The sequence below is a fragment of the Paenibacillus terrae genome, assembly GCF_000943545.1.
Lineage (GTDB): Bacteria > Bacillota > Bacilli > Paenibacillales > Paenibacillaceae > Paenibacillus > Paenibacillus terrae_A.
On record NZ_JTHP01000002.1, the window covers coordinates 61,410 to 87,107 of the forward strand.

Below are 25,698 nucleotides of genomic sequence, written 5' to 3' on the forward strand. Positions count from 1 at the left end.
TTCTCATTCTACATTAGAAAGGCTGAGCACCATGCCAGAATGTATCTCGCTCCTTCGTACTCCACCGGGTCAACCCGTGCGGCTGCAATCCCTTGCCTCTCTTCACCCCTCATTGCGCCGACGCTTAACGGACATGGGGATTGACGAAGGTTCCATTATACGGTTAAAAAAAATCAGTCTGTTGGGCGGCCCTATTGTCATTGAATGCAACGGTCAACTGGTCGGCCTCCGTCAAAATCAGGTAAAACAACTGGAGGTTGTTCCTTCATGGACATGATTGCTCTATTCGGTAATCCCAACACGGGGAAAACCTCATTATTCAACAAGCTGACTCGTACGTATGCAGAGGTAGGGAACTGGTCCGGGGTGACGGTGGAAAAGAAAACAGGCCTGCTGCGCGACAAGTCTGCCGTTTTGGTGGATTTGCCAGGCGCTTATTCATTGCTTCCACTTTCACTGGATGAAGGCATCGCCACCCGTTATTTGCTGGAAGAACCGCCTGCGGCCCTGATTAACATCGTGGATGCCTCCCAGCTCCAGCGCAATCTGTACCTGACTGTACAACTACTGGAATATGGCCGTCCACTTGTACTTGGGTTAAACATGACCGACGTAGCCGATGCCACCGGTCTTCGGGTAAACAAGGAATTGTTGGCTGATCAATTGAACGTTCCCATCATTCCCATGGTGGCACGCACGGGCAGCGGCAGTAAGCAAATGCTCGCATCACTTCGAGAGGTACGACGTGCGCCAAATTCCTTCCAGTTGGATTACGGCCCTGCCGTCGAGGCTGCTATTACAGATATTTGCAGTTTGCTGACGAATACACTTGTGCCAAGCCCTCGGTGGGCAGCTCTACAGTGTCTGGAAAACAATCCTGTCGTTATGGAATGGATGACGAATAAGGTACAGCGTGAAAAAGTAACTGAACGCATCCAGCGTTGCGAGAAAGAACTTCTCCGTGAAGGCTATTCGGCTACTCCCGCTCAGCATATCCGTTCTGTACGTACAGCGTGGATCGCTGATCTGTGTACAAAGGCGCTCGACACGTCCAAACTCAAGCCGCACAGTCTGACAGACAGGCTGGACGCACTGCTAACACATCGGTATTTGGGGATTCCCATCTTTTTGTTGCTGATGTACGCTACCTTCAAGTTCACCTTCGATTGGGCGGGTACTGTTCTTTCAGATATGCTGGACGGATTTTTTTCAGGGACACTAAGCAGTTGGATTACTGAATTGCTCGTTTACTTGAACGCGTCCGCTTTTACGCAGAGTCTTATCGTGGACGGTATCGTGGCAGGAGTTGGGGGCGTGCTCGTTTTTCTGCCTCAAATCGCTATTTTGTTCCTGATTATTTCGCTGATTGAAGACTCCGGGTATATGGCACGGGTTACGATATTAATGGACCGTCTCATGCAAGCTGTCGGTTTGAACGGGAAAAGCTTCATTCCCTTCATTATCGGATTTGGCTGCAATGTTCCTGCGATTATGGCGGCACGCACCATTGAACAGCCCAGAGAACGCCTCATTACAACGTTGCTGGTGCCCTTTATGTCATGTTCGGCCCGCCTGCCGGTATATGCATTGTTTGCGGGTGTATTTTTTCCAACACATGCGGCAAGCATCATCATGCTGATGTATGTGTTAGGAATCACCGTATCGCTTATACTTGCCAAAATCTTTTCCAAAGTATCCATTTTATCGGGTGAGCCTTCCCTCTTCATCGTGGAGCTTCCCCCTTATCGTGTGCCGCAAGCTCTTACACTGTTTCGTAGCACGTGGGAAAAGGTCAAGGGCTTCGTACGTAAAGCCGGAACGATCATTCTTGCAGGCTCCGTTGGCATCTGGCTCTTGTCCAATTTCGGCCCACAAGGGTTCGGTGCAGACATGAATGATAGCCTGCTTGCCACTGTTGGAGGATGGTTCGCCCCCATACTGGCCCCTCTGGGCTTCGGTACCTGGCAAGCAGGCGCATCCCTGCTCACAGGCTTTATGGCCAAGGAGGTTGTGGTATCGACGATGAATATCATTTACCACGTTCCGGACATGCAGGGACTAGAAATGCAAGTAAGGCATGCCTTTACGCCGTTAGCCTCTTTTAGCTTCATGGTGTTCATTCTGTTGTATGTGCCATGTCTGGCCACGGTAGCGGTCATTCGTAAAGAAACCCTTTCGTGGCGCTGGACCGGATTTTCCGTGATCTATCCTTTGACCGTTGCGTATATTATTGCCGTTGTGATCTATCAGTGTGGCAGGTTATTAGGTTGGGGTTAAGTTAGAGCCTTATGAAAATAGAAGGAAGTGGATTCCATGATCAATATCATCATTTTACTGGTGATTCTCGGTTATAGCGCGTGGGTGTTCGTACGCTTTTTGCGAAAAAGCCGTCAAGGTGCTTGTGCCGGATGCTCATCGAGCAAATCATGTCCGGGCTGTGCCACGAGTGCTGTGAAGGAAGACCAAGCGAACATCAACAGAAATATCTAATCCAAACTTAGCATCCCCATGAAAAAAGCGTCTGCGGGTTTATCCTGACCCGAAGACGCTTTTCCTTTACTCTCAAACTCACAATATTAGCGGTATTCCGCCAACCGTTCATTTAGCTCCCGCGTGTGCAGGTAAACTTCACGATACAGCTCATACAGGCCTTCATATCGAACCACACGTTCCGGGTCTGGCGAGTATCTGGCTGCTTCACGGAGAAAAAATTCCGCGCACGCTTGCAACGATTCAAACCAGCCGCTTCCGTAAGCGGCCAGCATCGCCGCCCCCAATGCAGGCCCTTGCTCACTTTCCAGCTTGATGATATCCGCGTTAAAAATGTCTGCCTGCATTTGCAGCCACGCTTCATTACGTGCACCGCCGCCGATGGAAATGATCTCATTCACCGGTTTGCCCGTTCCTCTGAGAATATCAATGGATTCCTTAAGCGAGAATGTAATTCCCTCCAGCACCGCCCGTGTAAAATGTGCAAGCTTATGTCCCGCATCCATCCCGATAAAGCTGCCTCGAATGGTTGCATCAGGATGAGGGGTACGTTCGCCGACAATATAAGGCGTAAACAGCAGTCCGCGGCTACCCGGCTCAATCGAGTCCACACCTTCCAACAGCGCATCAAAAGAATGCTCCGGTGCAAAGGTATCTTTAAACCACGTCAGGCTGTACCCGGCCGCGAGTGTAACGCCCATAATATAATAAGCATCCTGCTCACTATGATTAAAAAAATGCGCCCGCCCCTGCACATCAATGTCCTTGCGTTCCTCATAGGAAAGTACAACACCCGATGTGCCAATGCTGCACAAGGTGCGGCCTTCGCTCAAAATGCCTGCGCCAATCGCACCACATGCGTTGTCCGCGCCACCTGCATACACCTTCGTTGCAGGCGAAAGTCCGGTCTGCTCCGCAATCTCCGGCAGCAGCGTGCCTGTCTGATCGAACGATTCCACCAACGGTGGGAACAGAGTCAACGGCAGTTCGAAAGCAGCAGCAATCTCTTGGCTCCACTGCTTTTTGGCCACATCCAGCAGCAGCGTGCCCGCCGCATCCGAATACTCCGTTGCCAGTTCTCCCGTCAGGCGATACCGCACATAATCCTTCGGCAGCATAAAATGGGCTGCACCAGCCAGCACGTCCGGCTCATGCTCCTGCACCCACAGCAGCTTGGGCAGCGTGAAGCCTTCCAGCGCCCGGTTACGCGCGATACTTAGCAGCTCCGGCCCGAGCTGTTGTTCAATGCGGCGGCACTGCGCCGTTGTACGTGTATCGTTCCACAGGATGGCTGGACGAAGCACTTGCCCTTCCTTGTCTGTCAGCACAAGCCCGTGCATCTGTCCCGAAAAGCTAATGCCGTCCACAGCATCTGCCCCGCCGATTCCGGCCTTTTCCACGAGCTGCTTCAGTGCTGTTAACGTGCCGCTGACCCAATCCTCGGGATGCTGCTCGCTATACCCTGCCTTCGGTTGATGGAGTGGATAAGACTGGGAGGTTTCAAAAGCCACCTGTCCCTTGCGGTTGACCAGTACCGTTTTGACCGCGCTGGTACCCAAGTCCACGCCGATGACGTAGCGCTCTTGCTCCTGTTTCTGCTTTTCCTGCATCGAAGTTCCTCCTTTCCTGTTACCTTGTAGACGCTGTCTCATGTATAGGTTCTGGCATTAATCCGCCAAAATGTATTGATTTAATGTGGCTTTCAGATACTCCTGACGACCGGATACGTTTTTGCGTGGTGCTTCGTTCTCCAGTGCATATTCTGCCAGCGAAGCAAGCGTTGCTTTACCGGATACGATGTCTGCTCCAATACCTTCTTTAAAGCTGCTATAGCGCTTCTCAATAAAGTCCTCGAATACGCGATCCTCGATCAGTTTGGCAGCTACTTTCAGGCCTTTCGCATACGTATCCATACCCGCGATATGTGCGAGGAACAGATCCTCTGGCTCAAATGATGCTCTACGCACCTTGGCATCAAAGTTGATACCGCCGCGGCCCAAGCCTTCATTTTGCAGCACTTCATACATGGTCAGGGTTGCATCATACAGATCAACCGGGAATTCGTCCGTATCCCAGCCCAGCAGCAAATCTCCCTGATTTGCATCCAGTGATCCAAGCATACCGTTAATCCGTGCTACACGCACTTCATGATCAAAGGTATGACCCGCCAAAGTCGCATGGTTAGCCTCCAGATTGAGCTTGAAATGCTGATCCAGATCATATTTTTGCAGGAAAGCAATCGTCGTTGCCGCATCAAAATCATACTGGTGCTTGGTTGGCTCCTTCGGCTTCGGCTCGATCAGGAACTGGGCATCAAAGCCGATCTCCCGCGCATAGTCTACTGCCAGATGGAACATCCGTCCCAAATTGTCCTGCTCCAGCTTCAAATCTGTATTCAGCAGCGTATCGTAGCCTTCACGACCTCCCCAGAACACATAGTTGTCCGCACCCAGACGTTTGCCCACTTCCAGGCCTTTCTTTATCTGGGCAGCTGCGTGTGCGTATACATCTGCATTGCAAGTCGTCGCAGCTCCATGCAAATAACGTGGATGGCTGAACATATTCGCCGTGTTCCACAGCAGCTTTTTACCCGTTGCCTTCATATGCTCTTCGATCAAATCCACGATGGTATCCAAGTTGCTGTAAAATTCCTTGAGCGACGCGCCTTCTGGAGCAATATCCACATCATGGAAAGCAAAATAAGGCAGGTTCAGCTTATCCAGCAGCTCAAAAGCAGCTTCCACACGGGCCTTCGCCAAATCCAGCCCGGTAAACTTGGACCACGGGCGCTCCGCTGTCTCTACCCCAAATGGATCAGATCCACCTGCAACAAGTGTATGCCAATAAGCCATACTAAAACGCAAATGCTCCTCCATCGTTTTCCCAGCCACGATTTCCTGATGATTATAAAATTTGAACGCAAAAGGATTATTGGACTGCTTGCCCTCAAAATTAATTTTGGATACCTGCTCGAAATAAGCCATTAATAAGTTCCTCCTTTGTGGTAACCGTTATAGCAATCTTTATAGTAAACGTTTACAAAAAAGATTCTAGCACAGCCAAAAGACTTTGTCTATTGCTTAAACTAAGTTTGTTTTTATGATATACTATTGGGAATTACACCAACAGGAAGTGAAAAAATCATGAATGTCACTGGCGATCAGGCGCTTGTCAAAAAGCTGAATAAATCCATTGTGCTTGAGCGCATTCGCCTCCATGCTCCCCTATCCCGGGCACAATTATCCAGTCAAACCGGGTTAAATAAGGCTACCGTTTCCAACCTGGTGGCGGAGCTGATCACCGACGGGCTTGTATATGAAACGGGATTAGGTGAATCCAGTGGCGGTCGCAAGCCTTTAATGTTGCTGTTTAACAGTCGTGCGGGCTTTGTTCTCGGCATCGAGGTCAGCGTGCAGTATATCAAGGGTGCTCTGACCGATTTGGCAGGAACCATTGAAACAGAGCTTACCTTCCCCCTTGCGCAGCATGATCCTGCTTTTGTTATGGAGCAGATTCAAAGGCTGGTTCAGGAGCTTATGCAGACGGTCCCTCCCTCCCCTCATGGCATCGTCGGTATTGGGCTAGGGGTGCCAGGTATGGTGGATGAATCGGGAACTGTTTTGTTCGCGCCCAATCTGGGCTGGGAAGAGGTTCCGCTGCGGCAACAGCTTGAGGAAGAGCTTGGGCTTCCCGTGGTGGTGGATAACGAAGCCAATGTCGGTGCGCAAGGCGAGCTGTACTATGGTATGGACAGCGATCACCGGCAGTTGGTGCGGGATCTGGTCTACATCAGTGCAGGGTCCGGGATTGGGGCCGGGATTATCATAGACGGCAAGCCGTATCAAGGAGCTTGGGGATACGCCGGAGAGACAGGTCATATGTCCATTGACTGGAACGGGCGGCTCTGCTCCTGCGGTAGCCGGGGCTGCTGGGAACTATATGCTTCGGAGAAGGCGTATGCGGCATCCACTTTCAAGCTGCCCGCACACAGTACAGCGGAATTACTGCCGTTTGCCCTGCAAGGTGACACGAATACGTTAAGCGTCTTTCGTGATATCGGGCGATATTTGGGCGTGGGCATTACCAACATTGTGAACAGCCTCAACCCCGGAATGCTTATCATCGGCGGTCCACTAGCGGAAGCCAGACCATGGCTGGAACAGAGTATGCGTGAGGTGATTGATGAACGTGCCTTGCCCTATCACCGACGGCAGCTGCAAATCCGTTTTTCCACGCTTGGCAGCTGTTCGACCATGCTGGGTGCAGCCTACGCGGCGACTGCTCCTTTTCTCGGGCGTGTACGGGTATCTTTGTAAAAAAGCGTACGGGAACACTAAAGTTCCTGTACGCCCCATTTTTCTTACAACCCGTTATTGGAGATAACATCTTTATACCAGTAGAAGCTTTTTTTTCGTTTTCTTTCAAGTGTCCCGTTACCGTCATTGTCTTTGTCCACATATATAAATCCGTATCTTTTTTCCATTTCAGATGAGGAATAACTGACCAAATCGATCGCTCCCCAGCTGGTGTAACCCATGAGTTCAACCCCGTCCAGAATAGCTTCATGCATTTGTTCAAAATGAGCACGGAAGTAATCAATACGGTAATCATCCTGAATACTACCGTCTTCCTCCACCTTGTCGTACGCTCCCAAACCATTTTCTACAATGAACAATGGTACTTCATAGCGGCTGTACAGCTCGTTAAGAGAAAGTCGCAAGCCGACCGGGTCAACCTGCCAGCCCCAATCACTCGTTTCCAGATAAGGATTTTTAACGCCGCCAATCGTATTGCCACTGACTTTTTCCATGCCTTCACTATCCGCACTGGCAACCAGCGACATATAGTAACTAAAGGAAATGAAATCCACCGGATGCGTTTTTAAAATTTCATCGTCGCTCTCAAGCTTTTCAATCACGATCCCCTTTTCATGGAAGAAGCGTTTCATATAATGCGGGTACGCACCACGAACCTGTACATCTGTGAAAAAATAGTTAAACTGATTCGCTTTAAACGCTGCAAGCATATCCTGCGGATTACAGGTGTGCGGATACGTCGTCAGCCGGGTTAACATACAGCCGATTTTCGAGCCGGGAACAATTTCGTGACAGTATTTCACAGCCAAAGCACTAGCCACAAATTGATGATGCAACCCCTGATAAACCGCCTGTTCTACATTTTCAAAGCGTTCCGGTATAATCCCACCGCTCGTAAACGGATGCCGAACGATACTATCTATTTCATTAAAAGTGATCCAGTGCTTTACTTTATTTTTGTATCTTGTAAACACGGTTTTACAAAAATGAATAAAGAAATCTACAACCTTCCGTTGGGTCCAGCCCCCGTAATGATTGACAAGATACATCGGCATTTCGTAGTGAGACAGGGTAACAAGCGGCTCGATCCCATTTTTATGCATTTCATCAAACAGCCGATCATAAAATTGCAATCCAGCCTCGTTAGGCTTGTCCTCATCTCCGTTTGGAAAAATACGCGTCCATGCAATAGATACCCGTAACGTTTTAAAGCCCATTTCACCAAACAATGCTAAATCTTCAGGATAGCGGTGATAGAAATCAATTCCCTGGCGTTTGGGATAATCATGATCTGATGTGTCCTGCATCGCCTTTTGGATATGCTCCTCGGTCATTGAATTGTGTTTTTTGTAATCACTTTTGCTAACATTCCTTTTGTAAATAGCCATATCTGCTGTAGATATCCCTTTACCATCAACATTCCAGGCTCCTTCTACCTGGTTCGCGGCTACAGCTCCTCCCCATAGAAAGCCTTCTGGAAATGTTCTTTTGATCTCTGTCACATCTAGCTCCTCCTCTTTAATTTCTGCTCATGACTCGTTTTAAGTGAATGATCAGGTACATTAGTTCTTCATCTGGAATAGAAAGCTCAAATTTTGCTTCAATATACTGTTGAATCGTTAACGCGCACTTCTCTTCTTCCGGATACTTGTTCACAATTTGGCTCATTAATTCCTGGTCTTGAGAATCCAACATTTTATGTTCAAGTAATCTCTGAACAAAAAATTGAAGGTGCGTTAAAAACCGTGAATAGTTAATGCTGTGGGTATCCAGTTCGATTCGGTAATGAATTTTAATGATGTTCAAAATGTCTTTGACCGTATTGGTCATCAATAAAACCTGGTTCATATTGTTATCGGTCTGTTGGGCATTGACTAGATGAAAGGCGATATTAGCCGCTTCCTCTTCAGGCAGCTTGTGACCGATTCGCTTTTCAATCAAGGTGAGCGCATACAGACCAATGCCAAACTCTTCCGGGTAAAATTTTTTGACCTCCCAAAGCATCCGGTTCTGAATCGTCATGTGGTCTTTAAACCGTTTGGTTGCCATAAACAGATGGTCTGTCAGGGAAATATATAGATGTTCATTCAAGTGACTGGATAGAACACTTTTGGCATAAGATATGATTTCATCCGCCATAATCAAATACTCCTTGGGAGTTTCCTTCATTAAGGCCGTCAAATCGGAAGACATACTTTCATTTTCAAGAACATATATCTTTTCGATCTCGTTCTCATCGACGAAGTCACCAGGTTTGCTTTTAAAGCCGATACCTTTCCCCATCACGATAATCTCTTTGTGATCCTTACGTTTGGCAAGCACAATACTCGTATTGAGAACTTTTATTACTTTCATATCCAACGACCTCTCACTTTCCAGGCTTGATTCCCCCAACAAACACACTGTTAAAGTACAGTAATCAGAGGCTTCTCTGGCCCTGTCTTTCCTGAATTTTCATGACTCATGATCTCCAGATAGTCCGGCGTATTGGTCACAATAATTGGAGTTATCGTATCATATCCCGCCTTTTGTATGGCTTCAAGCTCGAATTCAATCAGAAGCTGTCCATGCTTAATGACGTCACCTTCTTGCACATGCACCGTAAAATGCTGGCCCTTCAGCTTAACGGTATCCAAACCGATATGAATGAGCAGTTCTACGCCTTCAACAGACTTTAAGCCTATGGAATGCTTGGTGCGGAACACAGTGTCCACGGTGCCGTCAAAAGGTGCAACTACTTTTCCGCTACTTGGCTGAATAGCAATCCCTTTGCCCATGGCTTCCTGAGAGAACGCTTCATCCTTGACCTGCTGTAAGGGAATGACCTCCCCCTCCATAGGTGCAAAAATAACGATTTTGGACTTGATGCTCTTATCTTGCGCTTGAGCAGGCTCCGGACGAGATTCTGTTTTGACCGGTTCGGTAACCGTATCCTTAAATCCGATCACGTATACTGCTATAAACGTCACAACGATCGAAATGGCCATCGTAATGAGTGCATACACCAGGTTGGAGTGATCTTCACTGATAAACATCGGCAGTGATGCAAAACCAGGACCCACAGCGGCATAAGCTTTTAGATTCACAAGTCCGGCAAACAATCCGGCAACACCAGCTCCAATCATGCAAGCGAACAGTGTTTTTTTCAGGCGTAAATGCACGCCGTACAAGGCAGGCTCTGTAATTCCGAATACCCCTGAAATACCTGCCGACAAAGCAATTTGTTTAAACTTGGGATCTTTTGTTTTCAGCGAGACGGCAAACGCACCAGCGCCTTGTGCCATATTGGAAGCCAACATGGCAATCAGTACCAATGTTTCATATCCTGGTGAAGCCAGCGCAGCAAATATGATAGGATAAAATACTTTGTGCATGCCGAACATGACGATTAGCGGCATCACGATAGACATCAACACTACCGTAAGCCAGCCAATTCTTTCCTGAATCCAGAATACACCGTTTGACATCCCCAAGCCCAGATACGTCCCCAGCGGTCCTAAAGCAATGAGAGCGACAGGCGCGACAATCAGAATAACGATTAATGGTTTTAAAAATATTTTCACAGGTCCAGGGGAGATTTTATCAGCAAATTTCTCAATGTAGGACATGAACCATATGGTCAAAATAATGGGAATAACAGAGGTGGCATACTGTACCGACGCTACGGGCAGGCCCGCAAATGTGACTGCCTTCTCACCACCTAACAAACTGATTAAGTTCGGATGAAGCAGCACGCCCCCAAGGAGTACGGATACGAATGGATTGGTCTTGAATTTCTGTGCGCTGGAGAAAGCCAGCAGCATAGGCAGAAAATAAAATGCCGCATCCGCGATTACACTTAAAACCATGTACGTTTGGCTTTCCTTGCTCATGATTCCGGTTACTGTACACAGCAAGAGCAATGCTTTTAGCATCCCGGAAGCGGCAATGGCCGGGATAATGGGCTGGAAAATACCTGCAATCATGCTCGCAAAGGCATTAAACAATCCCTTAAGGCTTCGGTCTGCCTTCACTTTTTCGGCTTCATCCGAGGACGATTTATCTGGGTCCAGCAATTTGACCAGCTCATTGTAGACATAGCCTACATCATTTCCTATGATGACCTGATATTGTCCACCGCTATTCACGGCTCCCATAACCCCGTCCAAGGCTTTAATTTCATCAGTTCGTGCCAATTCCGGTTTACGGAGCGTCATTCTCAATCGAGTAGAGCAATGAATGACACTGTTAATATTATCGTTCCCACCCACTTTATTAAAAATGGCTTGTGCGGTATCTTTGTAATTCATGAGTTACACCTTCCTTCTTAAAATAGGGAACAAAAAAAGACCTAAAAAGGGTAGGGAAAAATATCCTACCCAATCTAGGTCTTGCCTGCCGAACAGTAACACGCCTGTATTGGATAATCTGCTATTTAATTAATTAAGAGGTACTGATTGATTGTTAATTGTACAATGATGAACTGTTACATAAAGCAACCCGGGTTTTAAGCGCTTACAATTCAAATATAACACCAACCAGCTATAGATGCAACGTTTTTCGACAAAATTCTCCTAATCGTAGGGCAGCAGGGCAAAGGGCGACGACTGCTTTGTAACCCAATTGTTGTCGTTCAAAATTAGCAATAAGGCCCCCATCGCAGTCTGTACCTGCGTCGAGGGCCTTATTGAAATCATATGACGATTTGTGAATCCGCTGTGAAGCTGATTAAGCGTTCAATACTTTTTCAAACTTGGTTTTGTTCATGCCGGAAATACGTTCTTCTCCAATCAGGGTCAATGGAACGGCACGAATGCCCATGTCCCAAACTTCTTGAGCGAAAGCATCATTGGTTTCGATGTTGCGTTCTTCGTACTCTACACCTTTCTCAGTCAAATAGCTTTTCACTTGACGACAATGCGGGCAGTGTGTAGATGTGTATACAATGGCTTTTTCCATGAATATCACCTCATAATTTATTTTTGTAGAAATTATATTTATTCATACTTAAACGAAATATTACAGTGCCAGTGCGCTGTGCTCCAGACTTTCAATGTATTTCTCGCTGTCCATAGCAGCCATGCAACCACTGCCTGCTGCTGTAATCGCTTGTCTATAGCGTGTGTCTTGGACGTCGCCACAAGCGAATACGCCAGGTACGTTTGTTTCGGAAGTACCAGGATTTACGACGATATAACCGTTCGCATCAGTTGTGATTTGACCACCCAGGAAGCCAGTATTTGGATGATGACCGATCGCCACGAATACGCCGCTAACTGTAATAATTTCCTCTTTACCTGTTTCATTATTCAATACTTTCAAGCCAGTTACCCCGTTCTCGTCAGCAATCACTTCTACAGGAGTACGATTCAGTGCCCATTCGATTTTAGTGTTTGCACGAGCGCGGTCCTGCATAATTTTGGAGGCGCGCATTTCTTCACGACGATGCACCAGCGTTACTTTGGAGGCAAAACGTGTCAGGAAGTTTGCTTCCTCCAACGCCGAGTCTCCACCACCAATAACAACAATTTCTTTGCCACGGAAAAAGAATCCGTCACATGTTGCGCAAGTGCTCACGCCACGTCCAATATTATCCTGCTCACCCGGAATACCCAGGTATTTCGCAGTCGCACCTGTGGAAATGATCAGCGTATCTGTAACCAATTCGCCCAAGCCCTCCACATCCAATGTGAACGGACGAGCGGCTGTGTCGACCTTGTTCACCCAGCCTGTGCGGAATTCAGCACCGAAACGTTCTGCTTGCTTACGCATATTATCCATCAGATCGGGTCCCATGATTCCTTCGGGAAAGCCAGGGAAGTTTTCAACATCTGTTGTTGTAGTCAATTGTCCGCCCGGTTGTGGTCCTTCAATCACCAGTGGACTCATATTTGCGCGTGCCAGATAAATAGCAGCTGTCAAACCGGCAGGGCCGGTACCTATAATAATGGACTTGTACATATCTTTGTTCCTCCTAAAATATGATAAGAATGATATAGCGAGTTTTCGGTACCGGGAGATGGGCTAATGCATATACTCTAAAAGTAGTTCTGCCAGACGCTCATTCAAAAATGTGGACACCCGGATCTTGCAAAAACGATTTACATATTTAATATCTTTTTATGACTTAGACTGATTCTAAATCCTAATTCCATTATGCGGAAAGAGCTGCAAACAGTCAAATGAAGTTTTCATGAAGCGAACCTTAAAGATTAATCAGGTATGGAGGGATTATCCCGATTATGAGTGACATGTTTGTAGGTAGCCTTATTTCTGCCCTGTCCACCGGGCTCGGTGCCGTGCCCATACTGTTTATGCGTAAAATTACGCACCGTCTTCGTGATGTACTGTTGGCTTATGCTGCGGGGATCATGACTTCTGCATCGGTGTACAACCTCATTCCCGAGGCCATCAATCATTCCAACTGGTTCGTGCTGTCTGCGGGGATTTTACTCGGCTGTCTTGTGCTGCTAGTGATGGAAATGTATATTCCACATGCCGATCTGGAGAACCCGGATTCCAAAACCTTTCATCTGGAGTCCAAATCTTTTCTCATCATCGCGGCCATTACACTGCATAATTTACCCGAGGGACTTTCCGTCGGGGTCAGCTATGCGAGCGAAACTCAAAATCTTGGTAATCTCATTGCCTTTTCCATCGGTCTGCAAAATGCCCCGGAAGGCTTTATTGTCGCTCTATTCCTCGTGAATCAAAACATTGGTCGCTTCAAGGCATTGGGCATTGCCACCCTCACCGGGGCCGTTGAAATTATTACAAGTCTGATTGGATTTTATTTGAGCAGTTGGGTTAATGGACTGGTTCCTTACGGTCTTGCCTTTGCCGCAGGAGCGATGATGTTTATCGTCTACAAGGAGCTGATTCCCGAAAGCCACGGGGACGGCAACCAACGTATCGCAACCTTCTCTTTTATTCTCGGTCTGATTACGATGATTGGTCTAACCGAATGGCTATAGCCGTGTATCACAAAAAGGCTGCCCTCTGCCTGTAGTCCAGACAGAAGAGCAGCCTTTAGGCATGTCTCGTTCGCACTTCATTTTTTTCGGTTCATAGAGCGCAGCGCTTCACGATATTGCTCGTCCTCGCTTTTGTGAGTCTCACGTTCTCCATGATTATTTTTATGCGGTTCTTCCTTTTCTTCGCCCTTTCCGGCAAATCCACGCAAAGCCGCCCGATAGTCCTGATCCCCATAAGAATCTATGTTATCTCTCAGCGGCCTGGTATTCGTATCTACGTCAGACTCCTCATGATGAATCCCCGCCTCCGCAGCCTTATGGCGCGTCTCTCGCGTAGAATCAGGATCCGGCAACTCCCTCGCCTTGGGCTCCACTTCCACCGGATAAGGACGTTTGCTTCTTTGCCGTGAATCCTCGTCGGACGGGCTGACCGCTTTTTTGGGAGAGGGTTTACGCGCCATTTTCGTGTTGAATACCAGCAAAAAGATAAAAGCAACCGCAGCTACTACGATAAAAGCAATAGTCATGAGCGGCCTCCTATTCTCTGCCAGCGTTACGGTACCGTCCCGCCGTCTCAGCGACCCGTTGGCCCAAAGACCGACCAAGTGCAAGATCATCATCCGTTGGGAAATTGGCCGGACCGTTCGGGTCTGTCTCCACCGGACATGTCACCCCTACGCCGTAATAGGAGCCGTAGAGCGCATTTTCCGTAATATTGGCGGGCAGCCCTACGATAATCATGCCTTGATGCAGCATCGGAGTAATCAAATTCAGCAGTGTGGATTCCAAGCCGCCATGAACGGTAGCTGTCGTGCAGAACACCGCTCCGATTTTATCTATCAGCTTGCCCTGCGCCCACAGATACCCGAGCTTATCAATCCAGCTTTTCAAGCCACTGCTGATCGTCCCAAAATGACCCGGGCATCCCCAAATGATCGCGTCCGCGTTTACCAGCTCATTCACATCGGCTTTATCGACATGCTTCAGTAACACTTCTGTGTGCTCATGGCGTGCGCCTTCCGCGATCGAACGAGCAAGACGCTCCGTATGGCCATTTTCACTGTCATATACAATCATGATTCTGGTCGTCATTATGCGCATCATCCTTTGTCAGCAAAATCATCCTTTTCACATGCGCTCTTATCCTTCCCCAAAATCCCTCTGAATATTGTGAAACACATTTGGCGCATACTTTGAAAATCCAAGAACTAGGGAGGCATGTACACATGAATTCACGCGCCATATTGGTCAACCTGCTGGTTATTATCATTATTCTGGCAGGGGGCGGAGCCGCCGCCTATTATTACAATCAATCCGCTAACTACATAAAAACCGACAATGCCCAAGTGAGCGGACAAGCCGTCACCGTTGCCTCTCCAAGCGCGGGCAAGCTTACAGGCTGGAACGCTGAAGTCGGCAAAACCTACACGGCTGGAAGCACACTTGGCAGTGTAGAGGGGGGCGGAAGCCGGGTTAGCATCACCATTCCAACCGATGGCACCATTGTGCAGCAATCTGCGGTCAACAACTCGATTGTCGGGGCGGGTACGCCTTTGGCCAAAGCTGTTGATCTGAATAATTTATGGATTACTGCCAATATAGACGAAACGGCTGTGCAGGACCTTCAGGTGGGACAGACGGTGGATGTATATATTGATGCATACCCCGACACGTCCCTAAGCGGCAAAATCGAAAAGATCGGTCTGGCGACTGCCGCCACCTTCTCACTGCTCCCTACTTCCAATACTACTGCCAACTATACCAAGGTGACGCAGGTCGTGCCTGTTAACATTTCCATTCAAGGCTACAAAGGACTGGGCATTATCCCGGGCATGAGTGCAAGCATCAGAGTACACAAGTAGGAGGCTGTCATGGAACAAAAAATGTCCATCGGACGAATCCTGTCCGTACTGCTGCTGGGCGCCTTCATTTCTATTTTGAATCAAACCCTGCTGAATGTGGCGATTCCGCATTTGATGAACGACTTCAATGTATCCGCAACTACCGTTCAATGGCTATCCACCGGATATATGCTGACCAACGGTATTTTGATTCCGATTACCGCCTTCATGATTGAGTCGTTCGGGACACGTGCGCTGTTTATTTCCGCGATGGGGCTGTTTACTGCGGGTTCTGTCGTTTGCGCCGTCAGTACCGGTTTTGCGCCTATGCTGGTCGGACGCATCATTCAGGCCAGCGGAGCGGGTATTATCATGCCAGTGGTTATGAACGTGTTCCTGACCGTATTCCCCCCGGAAAAACGGGGGGCAGCCATGGGAACGATGGGCATCGCGATGATGTTTGCCCCAGCGATAGGACCCACTTTATCCGGCTGGATCGTGGAGCATTACAGCTGGCGGCTGCTATTTTTACTGGTCATTCCGCTGGCGATCATTGATATTCTGTTTGCCGTACGCTGGCTGAAAAATGTGTCCAAGCTGACGTATCCTCATTTTGACCTGCTCGGAACGATCTTTTCGACCCTTGGCTTCGGCTTCCTGCTGTATGGCTTCAGTTCCGCTGGAGACAAGGGCTGGAGCAGCAATACAGTAGTGCTCACGCTCGCTGCCGGGCTCGTGTTTATTGTAATGTTTGTCGTACGCGAGCTGAATATGAGACAGCCCATGCTGGAGTTCCGTGTGTTTAAGTATGATATTTTTACGGTATCCACGCTGGTCGGCGCTACCATCAATATGACGATGTTCGGTGGAATGCTGCTGTTGCCGATTTATCTGCAAAATATACGCAGCTTTACACCGCTGCAATCCGGTTTGCTGTTATTGCCCGGCGCACTGCTGATGGGTGTCATGTCACCGATATCGGGAGCGATTTTCGACCGCATTGGTGCGAGGCCACTAGCAATTATCGGGTTGATCATTACGGCAGTCACGACATGGGAATTCAGTCTGCTGACGGATGCCACGACCTATGGACACATTATGATCATCTATACGATCCGCAGCTTCGGGATGTCATTGTTAATGATGTCCGTACAGACAGAAGGGCTGAATCAGCTTCCTCCCCATCTCGGCAGCCACGGTACAGCCATGTCCAATACGGTACGGCAAATCGCCGGGTCTATCGGCACCGCATGGCTCATTACGGTGATGAGCAGCCGGGCTACGGTTCATTTGGCGGATTATGCGAATGTGGCTACCACCGCCAATGTTCCTTTAACCGAAGGCGTAGCTGAGCTGGGGCAAACCCTCGCGCAAACGGCTGGAGTTTCGACGGAAACTGGCTCGGCGCTTGCGTTACAGCAGGTATATCGAAGTGCCGTTACAGAATCGACGATCCATGGCATTAACGATGCATTTATCATTGCTACCGGAATCGCGCTGGCAGGACTGCTGTTTTCCCTGTTCTTACGCCGGTCTACACCCCGTCGGAGGTGAAATTACAGCTATAAGCTGAACCAAAGATGTACATGAAGCGCCACTATGCGGTCGGATGGTACTTCCCATCGCTGTTGCGCTAGTTCATCTTATAGAGATGATTTCCGTGGTTACGCAAAGAAGGAGCATTCACCCCTGTCCTTTAAGGGATGTGAATGCTCCCTTCCATTTATGACCGCAGCAGGCGCAAGCCGTTCAAAATGACAAGCAACGTGCTGCCCTCATGCCCGATGACGCCAAATGGCAAAGCTATATCTTGCACAAAGTTGCTAATGATGAGCAGTAAAATGACACTTACGGCGAAGATCATATTTTGCTTGACCACGCGCTGTGCCTTTCGTGCCAGCGCTACCGTCGGAGCAATCTCTTCGATCCCGTCGTTCATCAGCACCACATCCGCGACCTCCAGTGCGGCTCCACTGCCATGCATACCCATGCCCAGTCCGACCGTTGCGGCAGCCAGTGCCGGAGCATCGTTCACACCGTCGCCGACCATGACGACATGCCCGTACTGCTCCCGAAGCATGCGAATATGACTGACTTTGTCCTCTGGCATCAAACCAGCATATACCGCATCGACTCCGGCCTGCGCCGCGATCACAGCGGCGGTTTCCGGGCGGTCTCCGGTCAGCATGACGACCCGGATGCCCTGCGCTTGCAGGCGTCTCACCGCATCCTGCGCCTGTGGCCGCAGCTCGTCGCGCAATGCCAGCATCCCGGCAATCCGGTCATCCGCGAGGATAATGGATACGGTTTTGCCCTCAGCTTCCAGCCGGGCACGTGTTTCCACCCATTCCAGCTCTGCCAGCGGGCTAGCGTCATCCAGCGCATCCGTGCGCCCGATTTTCCACCTCACCCCGTCTACCATGCCTTCCATTCCCCATCCGGTTAGAGAGTGTACTTGCTCCACTGCGGGAAGCTCTCGCTGCCCCAATTCAGCTTCGGCTTTGGCTACAAGCGCTCGTGCCAACGGATGCATGGAGTAGCTTTCTATTGCCGCGACAATGTGTAACAGTTCATCGGCATCGTAGCCTGTGGCGGTAATCCAGTCGGTAACAACAGGTGAACCGATGGTCAGCGTACCTGTTTTGTCAAAGGCGACGACAGATGTCAGCGCCATATTTTCCACATGCGCACCACCTTTGAACAGAATACCCCGACGGGCACGGTTGGAAATAGCCGACAGCATGACTGGCATAATGGATGATACGAGTGCGCACGGTGAGGCCACAACGAGAAATACCATTGCCTTGTAAAACGCAGCTGCCCACGTCCAGCCCAATACCATTGGCGCACCTGCAATAACAATCAGCGTAACAGCAACAACAATTCGGGCGTAAATCGACTCGAACCTTTTGATAAACCGTTGGGAATCGGGGACCTCTGTCTGCGCTTCCTCCACCATACGGATGATTTTTGAAAATAGAGTGCCTTCGGAGGATTGACTAACCTCCACGTACAGCACGCCTTCCCCGTTAATGGTGCCCGCATATACCTCGTCACCCGCCGCTTTGTTCACCGGAATGGATTCCCCGGTAATAGATGCCTGATTCACCGCCGAAACGCCCTTGGAAATCCGGCCATCCGCCGGAATCAGTTCGCCCGGCTTCACCAGCAGCAAATCACCCGGCAGCAGTTGCTCAATACCAACCGTTTCTGTCCCCTCGTGGGACAGACGCAAAGCCGTTTCCGGCTTCAACGCCATCAGCTCGGAAATATCCTTGCTGCTGCGCTCGGTGGTATAGCTCTCCAGCGCACCGCTGAGTGCAAAAATGAAGATCAGCATTGCTCCTTCATTCCAATAGCCAATAGCCGCAGCCCCCAATGACGCTGCAATCATGAGCAGGTTGACATCCAGATCACGTTCACGGACCAGCGTCTCAATGCCTTCTCTGGCTTTGGACCAGCCACCCAGGGCGTAGGAAACCACATACAGGATGACCGCCAGCCATTGCGACCAATGCGAGACGCCCCATGCCATCAGCATAAGTGTTCCACTGCCCAGAGCAGCCTGCATCTCCTTGTTTTTCAGCATGCTTTTGAGCTGGAATTGTGGTTTGCGATTCGGGCCTGGCCGTCCGCTGCCGCTGTTTTTTGAAAGTATCCGATCAGAGGGAGACAATGTCTTTTGAAGTTGTTGAACTGCTTGCATCATGTCACATTCCTTTCCTTTTTTGTTCTTTGTTACTGCATCTCATTGAGAATGATATCCATTGTTAAGTGCCTTAAAATAGCACATGCTGCTTCGGGAAGCCCGAAACAGCATGTTTGGCAATGAGAATGATAATCATTTTTGCATTTATGCAATTATTTTGGTTTAGAGAAACTTTCGCTTTATTATATATCTTTTCTTCTCCGATTGTAAACCAACATTCGCCCAAATAAAAAAGATACCTGCGCAAACAGCGCAGATATCCTATATATTTTAAAAGCATGCTGTCATACGAATTGCGTGTTACCTTCGGAATTGGGCTACAGCGGAAACCGCTGGACGGGGCTTTGTAGAGCAACAGAGCCTTGTTGCTGCTCTGCTTGTTGAAGCAGTCCGAAACGTGCAGCCGCAAGACGTGCAACGGAAGCTGCTTTTTCCGGGCAAATCACGCCCGTTAGCCCGCTTCCCCAGATGGAAGCTTCATCCAGCGAATCGTGAATAGCATCTAACGCCACCCATACGGGCAGCTCGGATTTCACGCCCCGAATAGCGTGCATTATGCATTGTATCGTTTCACTGGTGTTCTCAAAACCACCAGCAACGGGTTGATTCAACCGATGCACGGCCTCACCATTACATGATGGAATCGGTGCGATTTCCAAAATCACCGCATCGGCAAAACGCGCCATATCTGCGGCTTGCGCCGCCTGCTTGATCTGTTGCGCTTTCACTTCCGGCATGAGGTTGGCGCTGTCAGACTCATGAGACGGTTTGGTCTGCCTGTTCCATGTTTGGCTGACGTTGAGCTTCGAGGGGACATCGACCGTCAAAAGCACTCCTACCCGATATGGAATGCACCGCAGACGGCCGCATAAGGTCTGCTCCGCAACGCCGTCGATCCAATCCCGGGTTGCCCGGAATTGGTTCACGCCAGCCGGATTGCGCACCACAATCTCCAACTGCGGTTCTCCCCCCTGCTGCACACTTCGCAACGCCGCACGCAGCAACGCCTCCAACTGCATATCTTGCAAGCTTCCGATGCCCACTGCGTTGTTTTGTTCGATCAGGGCGATTGTGAGTGGTAATCCGTTCAGAGACTCGAACAAGCCTTCATACTCTGTTTCCAGCAGCCCGATAATTCGCCGGGACAGATGCTCACACAATCCGGGCAAGCCAGATGCCTGATTAAAGGCTTTGTACGTGTCTGATGCACGAGAGCCTGGAATAAGGAGGGGGTCAGGCTCCCCGTCAGGACCATGAATCGTATGCCCGGACTCTGCCGCGTCCAGATAGGCACGGCATAATTCAGCCACACGGCTGGACGACTGCGACAAGGGGCCGTGCAGAAGACTATAGCCATCAAGGCTGCCCATACTTAGACCGATTGCTGACTCCTTGCTTGTATAATTCACATGGGCAGGATCATCAGCATAGATACGTATGAATGTACGCCTGTATTCATCGCCCCACTCCAGTAGTGTGGTCATCGCTTCCCTGTCATCGTTGCCCTTATTCAGCAGCGTTTCCCCTATTAGCTCGGAGTCCGCAGCCAGCAACGCCTCCTCTTGACTGATCCTGCCCTGTTCGGCTAATCCGACCAGCCAGCCCAACGGGTCTTCCTCCTGTGAGGCAGATACTTCACTGCACCCTGTCAGCACCGACTCGACAGCCAGTCTCTGTGCAGCAGCGGCCTCACTCCCCGACTCGGGGTCATTGCAATCCCGACTGTTTTTTTCACTCAATAGTTCTGCGAATACATGCATCAGTTTAGCCTCCATGCTACAAATCCATCCTTTCTCCCGTCAGCAAGTTGGCACACACGAATTTGAGTATCCCACCATAAAAGAAAACGCTTACCTATTAGACGTCAAGTGGAATTCAAATGAGCCTTACCTGTAAGGTCCCTACCTTAACGTATTAGGCGCACCCCACATTTATACATATCTGTAGAACGACAGGAAAGCATAGATTAAACCGCAGCATGGAACGAAAAAACCCCCGGATTTCAAAGGATGAATACATCCGATGATAACCCGAGGGCATTGATTTTTTATTCGAAAGAACGTACTTTCAGTACACGCATAACATTTAGTACGGCAAGCAGTGTTACGCCCACGTCGGAGAATACAGCCTCCCACATGGTAGCAATACCGAACGCACCCAAAGTGAGAAACACGGCTTTGACGCCTAGTGCAAATATAATATTCTGCCATACGATGCGGCGTGTACGCTTGGCGATATGAATCGCTGTAACCAATCTTGAAGGCTCGTCGTTCATGATCACTATATCCGCCGCCTCAATCGCGGCATCTGAACCCAAACCACCCATCGCTACACCTACATCTGCCAGTGCCAGCACAGGAGTATCATTAATCCCGTCGCCCACGAACAAAATCTTGTCGCCCGCTTTTTTACTTGCAGACAGTTGTTCAATCGCTTCGGCTTTATGCTGGGGTAACAGCTCTGCACGTACTTCGTCCAGACCCAACTGTCGTCCTACGGCCTCTGCAACCGTCCGGTTGTCACCTGTCAGCATGATCGTTTTCACTATACCCAGCTTTTTCAGTGAAGCAATCGTTCGTGCCGCGTCCTCTTTGACCTCATCCGAAATCAGGATGCATCCGACATACGTTCCGTCTACAGCCACATGAACGACCGTTCCTTCATCCATCGTTCCTGCACGTTGTGCATCGTCAAAAGCAACTTGCTCCCGCTCCATCAGCTTCGCATTCCCGGCCAACACCAGGCGACCATCTATGTGCGCTTGAATCCCATGACCGGAAATCTCGCTATATTGCTGTACCCGCTCGGCTTGAAGCTCCTTGCCATAGGAATCACGCAGGGATGCCGCAATAGGATGCGTGGAATGCAGCTCCGCCAAAGCAGCCGTTTCCAGCAGGCTTTCCTTCGTAAATTCCCCGGCAGGATAAATGCCTGTTACACGGAAAACCCCTTTGGTGAGTGTACCTGTTTTATCAAAAACAGCATATTTCACATGGTTCAGTGCTTCAAGATAGTTCCCGCCTTTAATCAGCACACCTGAACGGGAGGCAGCCCCGATGCCGCCAAAGAAGCCCAACGGAATGGATACGACCAGCGCACATGGGCAAGAAATGACGAGGAAAACAAGTGCACGATATACCCAATCTGCAAACTGCGCTCCCGGTACGACGAGTGGCGGAACAACTGCCAGCAGCAGCGCAACGATAACCACAACAGGAGTATAGTATCTGGAAAACTTGGTGATAAACTTTTCGGTCGGCGCTTTTTTGGCACTCGCATTTTGCACCAGCTCCAAAATTTTAGAGACCGCCGATTCGCTGAATTCCTTGCTAACCTCTACAGTTAAAAGTCCGTTCGTATTGATAAATCCGCTCATCACACTGCTTCCCGGCTCCACAGTACGAGGCACGGATTCACCCGTCAGCGCCGAGGTATCCACATGCGATTTTCCGTCTACAACCTTACCATCCAGCGGAATCTTCTCGCCCGGCTTGATTACAATCAGATCACCGACACGCACATCCTCGGGTGACACCCGACTTACGGAATCAGCCGTCTTCAGGTTGGCATAGTCCGGTCGAATATCCATGAGGTCGCTGATAGATTTGCGCGAACGATTAACCGCAATGCCCTGGAATAGCTCACCGATTTGATAAAAGAACATGACGGCTACGCCTTCCGGATATTGCCCAATTGCAAATGCGCCAACAGTAGCCAGCGTCATCAGGAAATATTCGTCAAAAGCCATTCCTCGCACCAGACTGCGCATAGCCTGCAAGACTACATCTCCACCAACAATGATATATGCCAGTAAAAACAGTGCCAGCTTGCCTAGGCCCTCTACAGGCAACCACCAGGCAACAGCCGCAACGACTGCACCGATAGCCAAGCGTGTAATCATGCGTCGTATACCGTCTGTACCGTGGTCATGTGTATGCCCGGCATGGCTGTCATCCTCATGCGAATGTGAATGAGCATGTGTGGAATCACCATGATCATGTGCATGTTCGCCATGGTGGTGGCCATCATGGGCATGAACTTCCTCAGCATGTGCTTCATGACTATGAGTATGATCTGTGTGGCTGTGAACTCCATGTTGTTGGCCGTTCTCATGCGTATGTCCTTCACCATACTCATGACTATGGGGGCGCTCCCCTGCGCTGCCTGCCTGCGCTGCATCCGCCACTCTCCGACTGTTCTCACCCGAGCGTCCCCGGGCGCTTTTTACGATCATTCGGACGTGAGGCTCCAGTCTGTGAACCTTCCGTTCCGTTTGACGGAGGATCTCCTCTTTTTGATCCGAGCTTGCTGTCATCGTCAATGTTTTCGTAACAAAACTGACCGAGCAATCAAGCACACCTTCTATTTTACTGACTCCATTTTCAATCTTTAGAGCACAGTTGGCACAATCCAAGCCTTCCAAAATCCATTCGTGCCGTTCCGTTCTTTTCAGAGCATCCATAATCATTGGCCTCCAATTAACTATATATGAGCAACTGTTCATATATTATTTATTAAACTTATTATATTCAGTATCATGAGTAAAAGTCAATGATAATAGCCCCTTTCCGCCAAATAAATCTATTTCATCGGACAAACACCAAAAGAGCGCCAATCGCTTGGCGCCCTGCTTTTTCTATCCCAAAATTATTGATGTGAAATGTGCTGGTGGGTTTGCAAAAATATCTGCTCCACATGATTATCATCCAGCGAATAAAACACCGTTTTGCCTTCCTTGCGCCGTTTGACAATGCGCAGATTGCGCAAATAACGAAGCTGGTGAGATACCGCAGACTGCCCCATATTCAACACCTGGGTCAGATCATGTACACACAGCTCCTTCTGAGCCAAAGCATAGATTAGCTTGATCCGTGTCGGATCACCCAAGGCTTTGAACAGCTCCGACATTTTGTATGCGATGGAATCCTCAACAAGAGAAGATTTTATGTGTTCAATTTCTTTGTCTGAACCGTGACAAGCCGGCTCGCAATCCAAAGCTTCCGTTTCAGAATTCATCCTTTTCACCCCGTGTATTTCGACTTGATGCTCCTATTATAGCAAATTCGTAGAATTTACGAATAGCTTATATTACAGCTTGCCCTGTAACGGAGAATTTTCAAGTCTCAATGCCTGGCTACCCACCCTGTATAGCGTTGCGCTAAATAAGGCTTAATTCAACGTTTTTAATGCTTCATCACTGTAAGGCACGAGTTCCTCTATCCGTTTATCACGTAACTTAACCGCAAACGCCGGGTCAACCAGCAAAGCCCGTCCAACCGCGACCAGATCAGCTTCCTCTCGCTCTACTTGTCCAACAAGTTGTTCTAATCTTGCCTGTACGCTACTCGAATTATCAGTCTGGCTGTTATTATTTTTTTCCAGTTCACTCAAAAAAGCCTTCTCCAAACCAATGGAGCCTACAGTAATAACCGGCTTGCCTGTTAGCTTTTTGGTCCAAGCTGCTAAATTTAGATCAGACCCTTCAAATTCCGGTTCCCAAAAACGGCGGCTTGAGCAGTGGAATACATCCACCCCGGCCTTCACCAATGGAGACAGAAACTGTTCAAGCTCCTCCGGTGTCTGTGCCAATTTCTCTCCATAATGGTACATCTTCCACTGGGAAAATCGCAGTACAATTGGAAAATCCGGACCCACTGCACGACGACAAGCCTCAATGACCTCCACCGCAAACCGAGTACGCTGGGCCAAATTGCCTCCGTATTGATCTGTACGCTTGTTCGTTTTATCCCAGAAAAACTGGTCAATTAAATAGCCGTGTGCACCATGAAGCTCAATGCCGTCGAAACCCACCTGCTTTGCATCCGCTGCGGCTTGGGCATAGGCTGCGATGATATCAGCAATCTCGGTCTCAGTCAACGGATCAACTACCTTTTCACCAGCAGGAGTGATACCGGACGGACCGACGGGTAATGCCTCGGGATTCGGCTGGTTAGCCGCGCCTATTTTCCGGGCCGCACCCACATGCCAGAGCTGCGGAATAATCTTGCCACCCACCGCATGAACCTCCTCGACTACCTTCGCCCACCCCTTCAAACCTTCACCATAAAAGTTAGGAATACTCGTGTGCTCCACGGCTGCGGGATGATTAATAGCAGTTCCCTCGGTAATAATCAATCCGACTGCATTTTCCGCACGGCGACGATAATACGCGGCAACCTCAGGGCCTGGGACACCTTGAGGAGAAAAATTCCGTGTCATTGGAGCCATAACGATCCGATTGGGAAGAGATAAGTTACCTGCCTTAAAAGGTTTAAATAGTATATCTGTATTCATTATTTTCATCCTCCGCTCTCAACTAGTGTTATCATTTTCACCCTACTGTTATACAATTCCATTTTACACAAAGTTAAACTTGAGTTCAAGTAGCC

General features: G+C 49.2%; 21 protein-coding genes. 7 read left to right on the forward strand and 14 right to left on the reverse strand.

Going from position 1 to position 25,698, the window contains the following annotated elements:
• Positions 1 to 31: 31 nt before the first annotated feature.
• Genes QD47_RS01655 through QD47_RS30435 form a run of 3 tightly spaced genes read left to right on the forward strand, consistent with a single transcriptional unit; the run spans position 32 to position 2,490 of the window.
• Entirely contained in the window at positions 32 to 277 is a 246-nt protein-coding gene (locus tag QD47_RS01655; protein WP_044644606.1) for a FeoA family protein, read from the forward strand.
• Entirely contained in the window at positions 268 to 2,277 is a 2,010-nt protein-coding gene (gene feoB, locus QD47_RS01660) for a ferrous iron transport protein B (RefSeq protein ID WP_044644487.1), read from the forward strand. The genes QD47_RS01655 and feoB overlap by 10 nt, the downstream gene beginning before the upstream one ends.
• A 36-nt stretch (positions 2,278 to 2,313) precedes the next feature.
• Positions 2,314 to 2,490 (forward strand): FeoB-associated Cys-rich membrane protein, encoded by a 177-nt coding sequence (locus QD47_RS30435; RefSeq protein ID WP_082067089.1) that lies wholly within the window; start codon positions 2,314 to 2,316, stop codon positions 2,488 to 2,490.
• Positions 2,491 to 2,576: 86 nt separating this feature from the next.
• Here QD47_RS30435 and xylB read toward each other — a convergent pair whose 3' ends face one another.
• Complete coding sequence (gene xylB / locus QD47_RS01665) at positions 2,577 to 4,100, reverse strand: xylulokinase (protein ID WP_044644488.1); 1,524 nt, start codon at positions 4,098 to 4,100, stop codon at positions 2,577 to 2,579.
• Between the two features lie 57 nt (positions 4,101 to 4,157).
• Complete coding sequence (xylA, locus tag QD47_RS01670; protein WP_044644489.1) at positions 4,158 to 5,474, reverse strand: xylose isomerase; 1,317 nt, start codon at positions 5,472 to 5,474, stop codon at positions 4,158 to 4,160.
• Between the two features lie 159 nt (positions 5,475 to 5,633).
• On the opposite strand from xylA, the gene QD47_RS01675 reads away from it, so the two are divergent.
• Positions 5,634 to 6,806 carry an ROK family transcriptional regulator gene (locus QD47_RS01675; protein WP_044644490.1) on the forward strand — a complete coding sequence of 391 codons (1,173 nt, stop codon included), beginning with the start codon at positions 5,634 to 5,636 and terminating at the stop codon, positions 6,804 to 6,806.
• Positions 6,807 to 6,850: 44 nt separating this feature from the next.
• Here the strand turns inward: QD47_RS01675 and QD47_RS01680 are convergent, their stop codons facing one another.
• From QD47_RS01680 to trxB, 5 genes are all read right to left on the reverse strand, one after another.
• Positions 6,851 to 8,308, reverse strand: a complete 1,458-nt coding sequence (locus QD47_RS01680; RefSeq protein ID WP_044644491.1) for a glycoside hydrolase family 1 protein — start codon at positions 8,306 to 8,308, stop codon at positions 6,851 to 6,853.
• Positions 8,309 to 8,324: 16 nt separating this feature from the next.
• Positions 8,325 to 9,161, reverse strand: coding sequence for a BglG family transcription antiterminator LicT (gene licT, locus QD47_RS01685; protein ID WP_044644492.1), 837 nt, complete (start codon positions 9,159 to 9,161; stop codon positions 8,325 to 8,327).
• Positions 9,162 to 9,211: 50 nt separating this feature from the next.
• Positions 9,212 to 11,095: a beta-glucoside-specific PTS transporter subunit IIABC gene (locus QD47_RS01690; protein WP_044644493.1), complete on the reverse strand. Its 1,884-nt coding sequence runs from the start codon at positions 11,093 to 11,095 to the stop codon at positions 9,212 to 9,214.
• A gap of 418 nt (positions 11,096 to 11,513) precedes the next feature.
• Positions 11,514 to 11,744: a glutaredoxin family protein gene (locus QD47_RS01695; RefSeq protein ID WP_044644494.1), complete on the reverse strand. Its 231-nt coding sequence runs from the start codon at positions 11,742 to 11,744 to the stop codon at positions 11,514 to 11,516.
• A gap of 60 nt (positions 11,745 to 11,804) precedes the next feature.
• A complete protein-coding gene (gene trxB, locus QD47_RS01700) occupies positions 11,805 to 12,746 on the reverse strand; it encodes a thioredoxin-disulfide reductase (protein ID WP_044644495.1) in 942 nt (313 codons plus the stop codon).
• Positions 12,747 to 13,027: 281 nt separating this feature from the next.
• Between trxB and QD47_RS01705 the strand changes: the two genes are divergently transcribed.
• Positions 13,028 to 13,759 carry a ZIP family metal transporter gene (locus tag QD47_RS01705; protein ID WP_044644496.1) on the forward strand — a complete coding sequence of 244 codons (732 nt, stop codon included), beginning with the start codon at positions 13,028 to 13,030 and terminating at the stop codon, positions 13,757 to 13,759.
• 77 nt (positions 13,760 to 13,836) lie between these two features.
• Here the strand turns inward: QD47_RS01705 and QD47_RS01710 are convergent, their stop codons facing one another.
• Both QD47_RS01710 and QD47_RS01715 read right to left on the reverse strand, forming a co-directional pair.
• Positions 13,837 to 14,286 carry a hypothetical protein gene (locus tag QD47_RS01710; protein ID WP_044644497.1) on the reverse strand — a complete coding sequence of 150 codons (450 nt, stop codon included), beginning with the start codon at positions 14,284 to 14,286 and terminating at the stop codon, positions 13,837 to 13,839.
• A gap of 10 nt (positions 14,287 to 14,296) precedes the next feature.
• Positions 14,297 to 14,851 (reverse strand): NAD(P)H-dependent oxidoreductase, encoded by a 555-nt coding sequence (locus QD47_RS01715; RefSeq protein ID WP_044644498.1) that lies wholly within the window; start codon positions 14,849 to 14,851, stop codon positions 14,297 to 14,299.
• A gap of 134 nt (positions 14,852 to 14,985) precedes the next feature.
• On the opposite strand from QD47_RS01715, the gene QD47_RS01720 reads away from it, so the two are divergent.
• Together QD47_RS01720 and QD47_RS01725 are read left to right on the forward strand one after the other, a co-directional pair.
• Positions 14,986 to 15,621, forward strand: a complete 636-nt coding sequence (locus tag QD47_RS01720) for an HlyD family efflux transporter periplasmic adaptor subunit (RefSeq protein WP_044644499.1) — start codon at positions 14,986 to 14,988, stop codon at positions 15,619 to 15,621.
• A 9-nt stretch (positions 15,622 to 15,630) separates the two neighbouring features.
• Entirely contained in the window at positions 15,631 to 17,154 is a 1,524-nt protein-coding gene (locus QD47_RS01725) for a DHA2 family efflux MFS transporter permease subunit (RefSeq protein WP_044644500.1), read from the forward strand.
• 169 nt (positions 17,155 to 17,323) lie between these two features.
• Here the strand turns inward: QD47_RS01725 and QD47_RS01730 are convergent, their stop codons facing one another.
• The 5 genes from QD47_RS01730 to QD47_RS01750 all read right to left on the reverse strand — a co-directional run bounded on the left by QD47_RS01730 (position 17,324) and on the right by QD47_RS01750 (position 25,603).
• Complete coding sequence (locus QD47_RS01730; protein WP_044644607.1) at positions 17,324 to 19,306, reverse strand: heavy metal translocating P-type ATPase; 1,983 nt, start codon at positions 19,304 to 19,306, stop codon at positions 17,324 to 17,326.
• A gap of 320 nt (positions 19,307 to 19,626) precedes the next feature.
• Positions 19,627 to 21,084, reverse strand: coding sequence for an aldolase/citrate lyase/malate synthase family protein (locus tag QD47_RS01735; protein WP_044644501.1), 1,458 nt, complete (start codon positions 21,082 to 21,084; stop codon positions 19,627 to 19,629).
• A 272-nt stretch (positions 21,085 to 21,356) separates the two neighbouring features.
• The gene (locus tag QD47_RS01740; protein ID WP_044644502.1) at positions 21,357 to 23,771 is read right to left on the reverse strand and encodes a heavy metal translocating P-type ATPase; all 2,415 of its coding nucleotides are present in this window, start codon (positions 23,769 to 23,771) and stop codon (positions 21,357 to 21,359) included.
• A 185-nt stretch (positions 23,772 to 23,956) separates the two neighbouring features.
• Positions 23,957 to 24,325: an ArsR/SmtB family transcription factor gene (locus QD47_RS01745; RefSeq protein ID WP_014278144.1), complete on the reverse strand. Its 369-nt coding sequence runs from the start codon at positions 24,323 to 24,325 to the stop codon at positions 23,957 to 23,959.
• Positions 24,326 to 24,478: 153 nt separating this feature from the next.
• Positions 24,479 to 25,603: an NADH:flavin oxidoreductase gene (locus QD47_RS01750; RefSeq protein ID WP_044644503.1), complete on the reverse strand. Its 1,125-nt coding sequence runs from the start codon at positions 25,601 to 25,603 to the stop codon at positions 24,479 to 24,481.
• Positions 25,604 to 25,698: the final 95 nt, after the last annotated feature.

What these genes read in the sequence shown, in the direction of transcription:
- QD47_RS30435 (WP_082067089.1), top strand. Translation starts at nt 2,314, where the DNA reads ATGATCAATATCATCATTTTACTGGTGATTCTCGGTTATAGCGCGTGG.
- QD47_RS01695 (WP_044644494.1), bottom strand. Translation starts at nt 11,744, where the DNA reads ATGGAAAAAGCCATTGTATACACATCTACACACTGCCCGCATTGTCGT.
- trxB (WP_044644495.1), bottom strand. Translation starts at nt 12,746, where the DNA reads ATGTACAAGTCCATTATTATAGGTACCGGCCCTGCCGGTTTGACAGCT.
- licT (WP_044644492.1), bottom strand. Translation starts at nt 9,161, where the DNA reads ATGAAAGTAATAAAAGTTCTCAATACGAGTATTGTGCTTGCCAAACGT.
- QD47_RS01735 (WP_044644501.1), bottom strand. Translation starts at nt 21,084, where the DNA reads ATGGAGGCTAAACTGATGCATGTATTCGCAGAACTATTGAGTGAAAAA.
- feoB (WP_044644487.1), top strand. Translation starts at nt 268, where the DNA reads ATGGACATGATTGCTCTATTCGGTAATCCCAACACGGGGAAAACCTCA.
- QD47_RS01730 (WP_044644607.1), bottom strand. Translation starts at nt 19,306, where the DNA reads ATGCAAGCAGTTCAACAACTTCAAAAGACATTGTCTCCCTCTGATCGG.
- QD47_RS01690 (WP_044644493.1), bottom strand. Translation starts at nt 11,095, where the DNA reads ATGAATTACAAAGATACCGCACAAGCCATTTTTAATAAAGTGGGTGGG.
- xylB (WP_044644488.1), bottom strand. Translation starts at nt 4,100, where the DNA reads ATGCAGGAAAAGCAGAAACAGGAGCAAGAGCGCTACGTCATCGGCGTG.
- QD47_RS01655 (WP_044644606.1), top strand. Translation starts at nt 32, where the DNA reads ATGCCAGAATGTATCTCGCTCCTTCGTACTCCACCGGGTCAACCCGTG.
- QD47_RS01745 (WP_014278144.1), bottom strand. Translation starts at nt 24,325, where the DNA reads ATGAATTCTGAAACGGAAGCTTTGGATTGCGAGCCGGCTTGTCACGGT.
- QD47_RS01715 (WP_044644498.1), bottom strand. Translation starts at nt 14,851, where the DNA reads ATGACGACCAGAATCATGATTGTATATGACAGTGAAAATGGCCATACG.
- QD47_RS01705 (WP_044644496.1), top strand. Translation starts at nt 13,028, where the DNA reads ATGAGTGACATGTTTGTAGGTAGCCTTATTTCTGCCCTGTCCACCGGG.
- QD47_RS01710 (WP_044644497.1), bottom strand. Translation starts at nt 14,286, where the DNA reads ATGACTATTGCTTTTATCGTAGTAGCTGCGGTTGCTTTTATCTTTTTG.
- QD47_RS01750 (WP_044644503.1), bottom strand. Translation starts at nt 25,603, where the DNA reads ATGAATACAGATATACTATTTAAACCTTTTAAGGCAGGTAACTTATCT.
- QD47_RS01675 (WP_044644490.1), top strand. Translation starts at nt 5,634, where the DNA reads ATGAATGTCACTGGCGATCAGGCGCTTGTCAAAAAGCTGAATAAATCC.
- xylA (WP_044644489.1), bottom strand. Translation starts at nt 5,474, where the DNA reads ATGGCTTATTTCGAGCAGGTATCCAAAATTAATTTTGAGGGCAAGCAG.
- QD47_RS01725 (WP_044644500.1), top strand. Translation starts at nt 15,631, where the DNA reads ATGGAACAAAAAATGTCCATCGGACGAATCCTGTCCGTACTGCTGCTG.
- QD47_RS01720 (WP_044644499.1), top strand. Translation starts at nt 14,986, where the DNA reads ATGAATTCACGCGCCATATTGGTCAACCTGCTGGTTATTATCATTATT.
- QD47_RS01740 (WP_044644502.1), bottom strand. Translation starts at nt 23,771, where the DNA reads ATGGATGCTCTGAAAAGAACGGAACGGCACGAATGGATTTTGGAAGGC.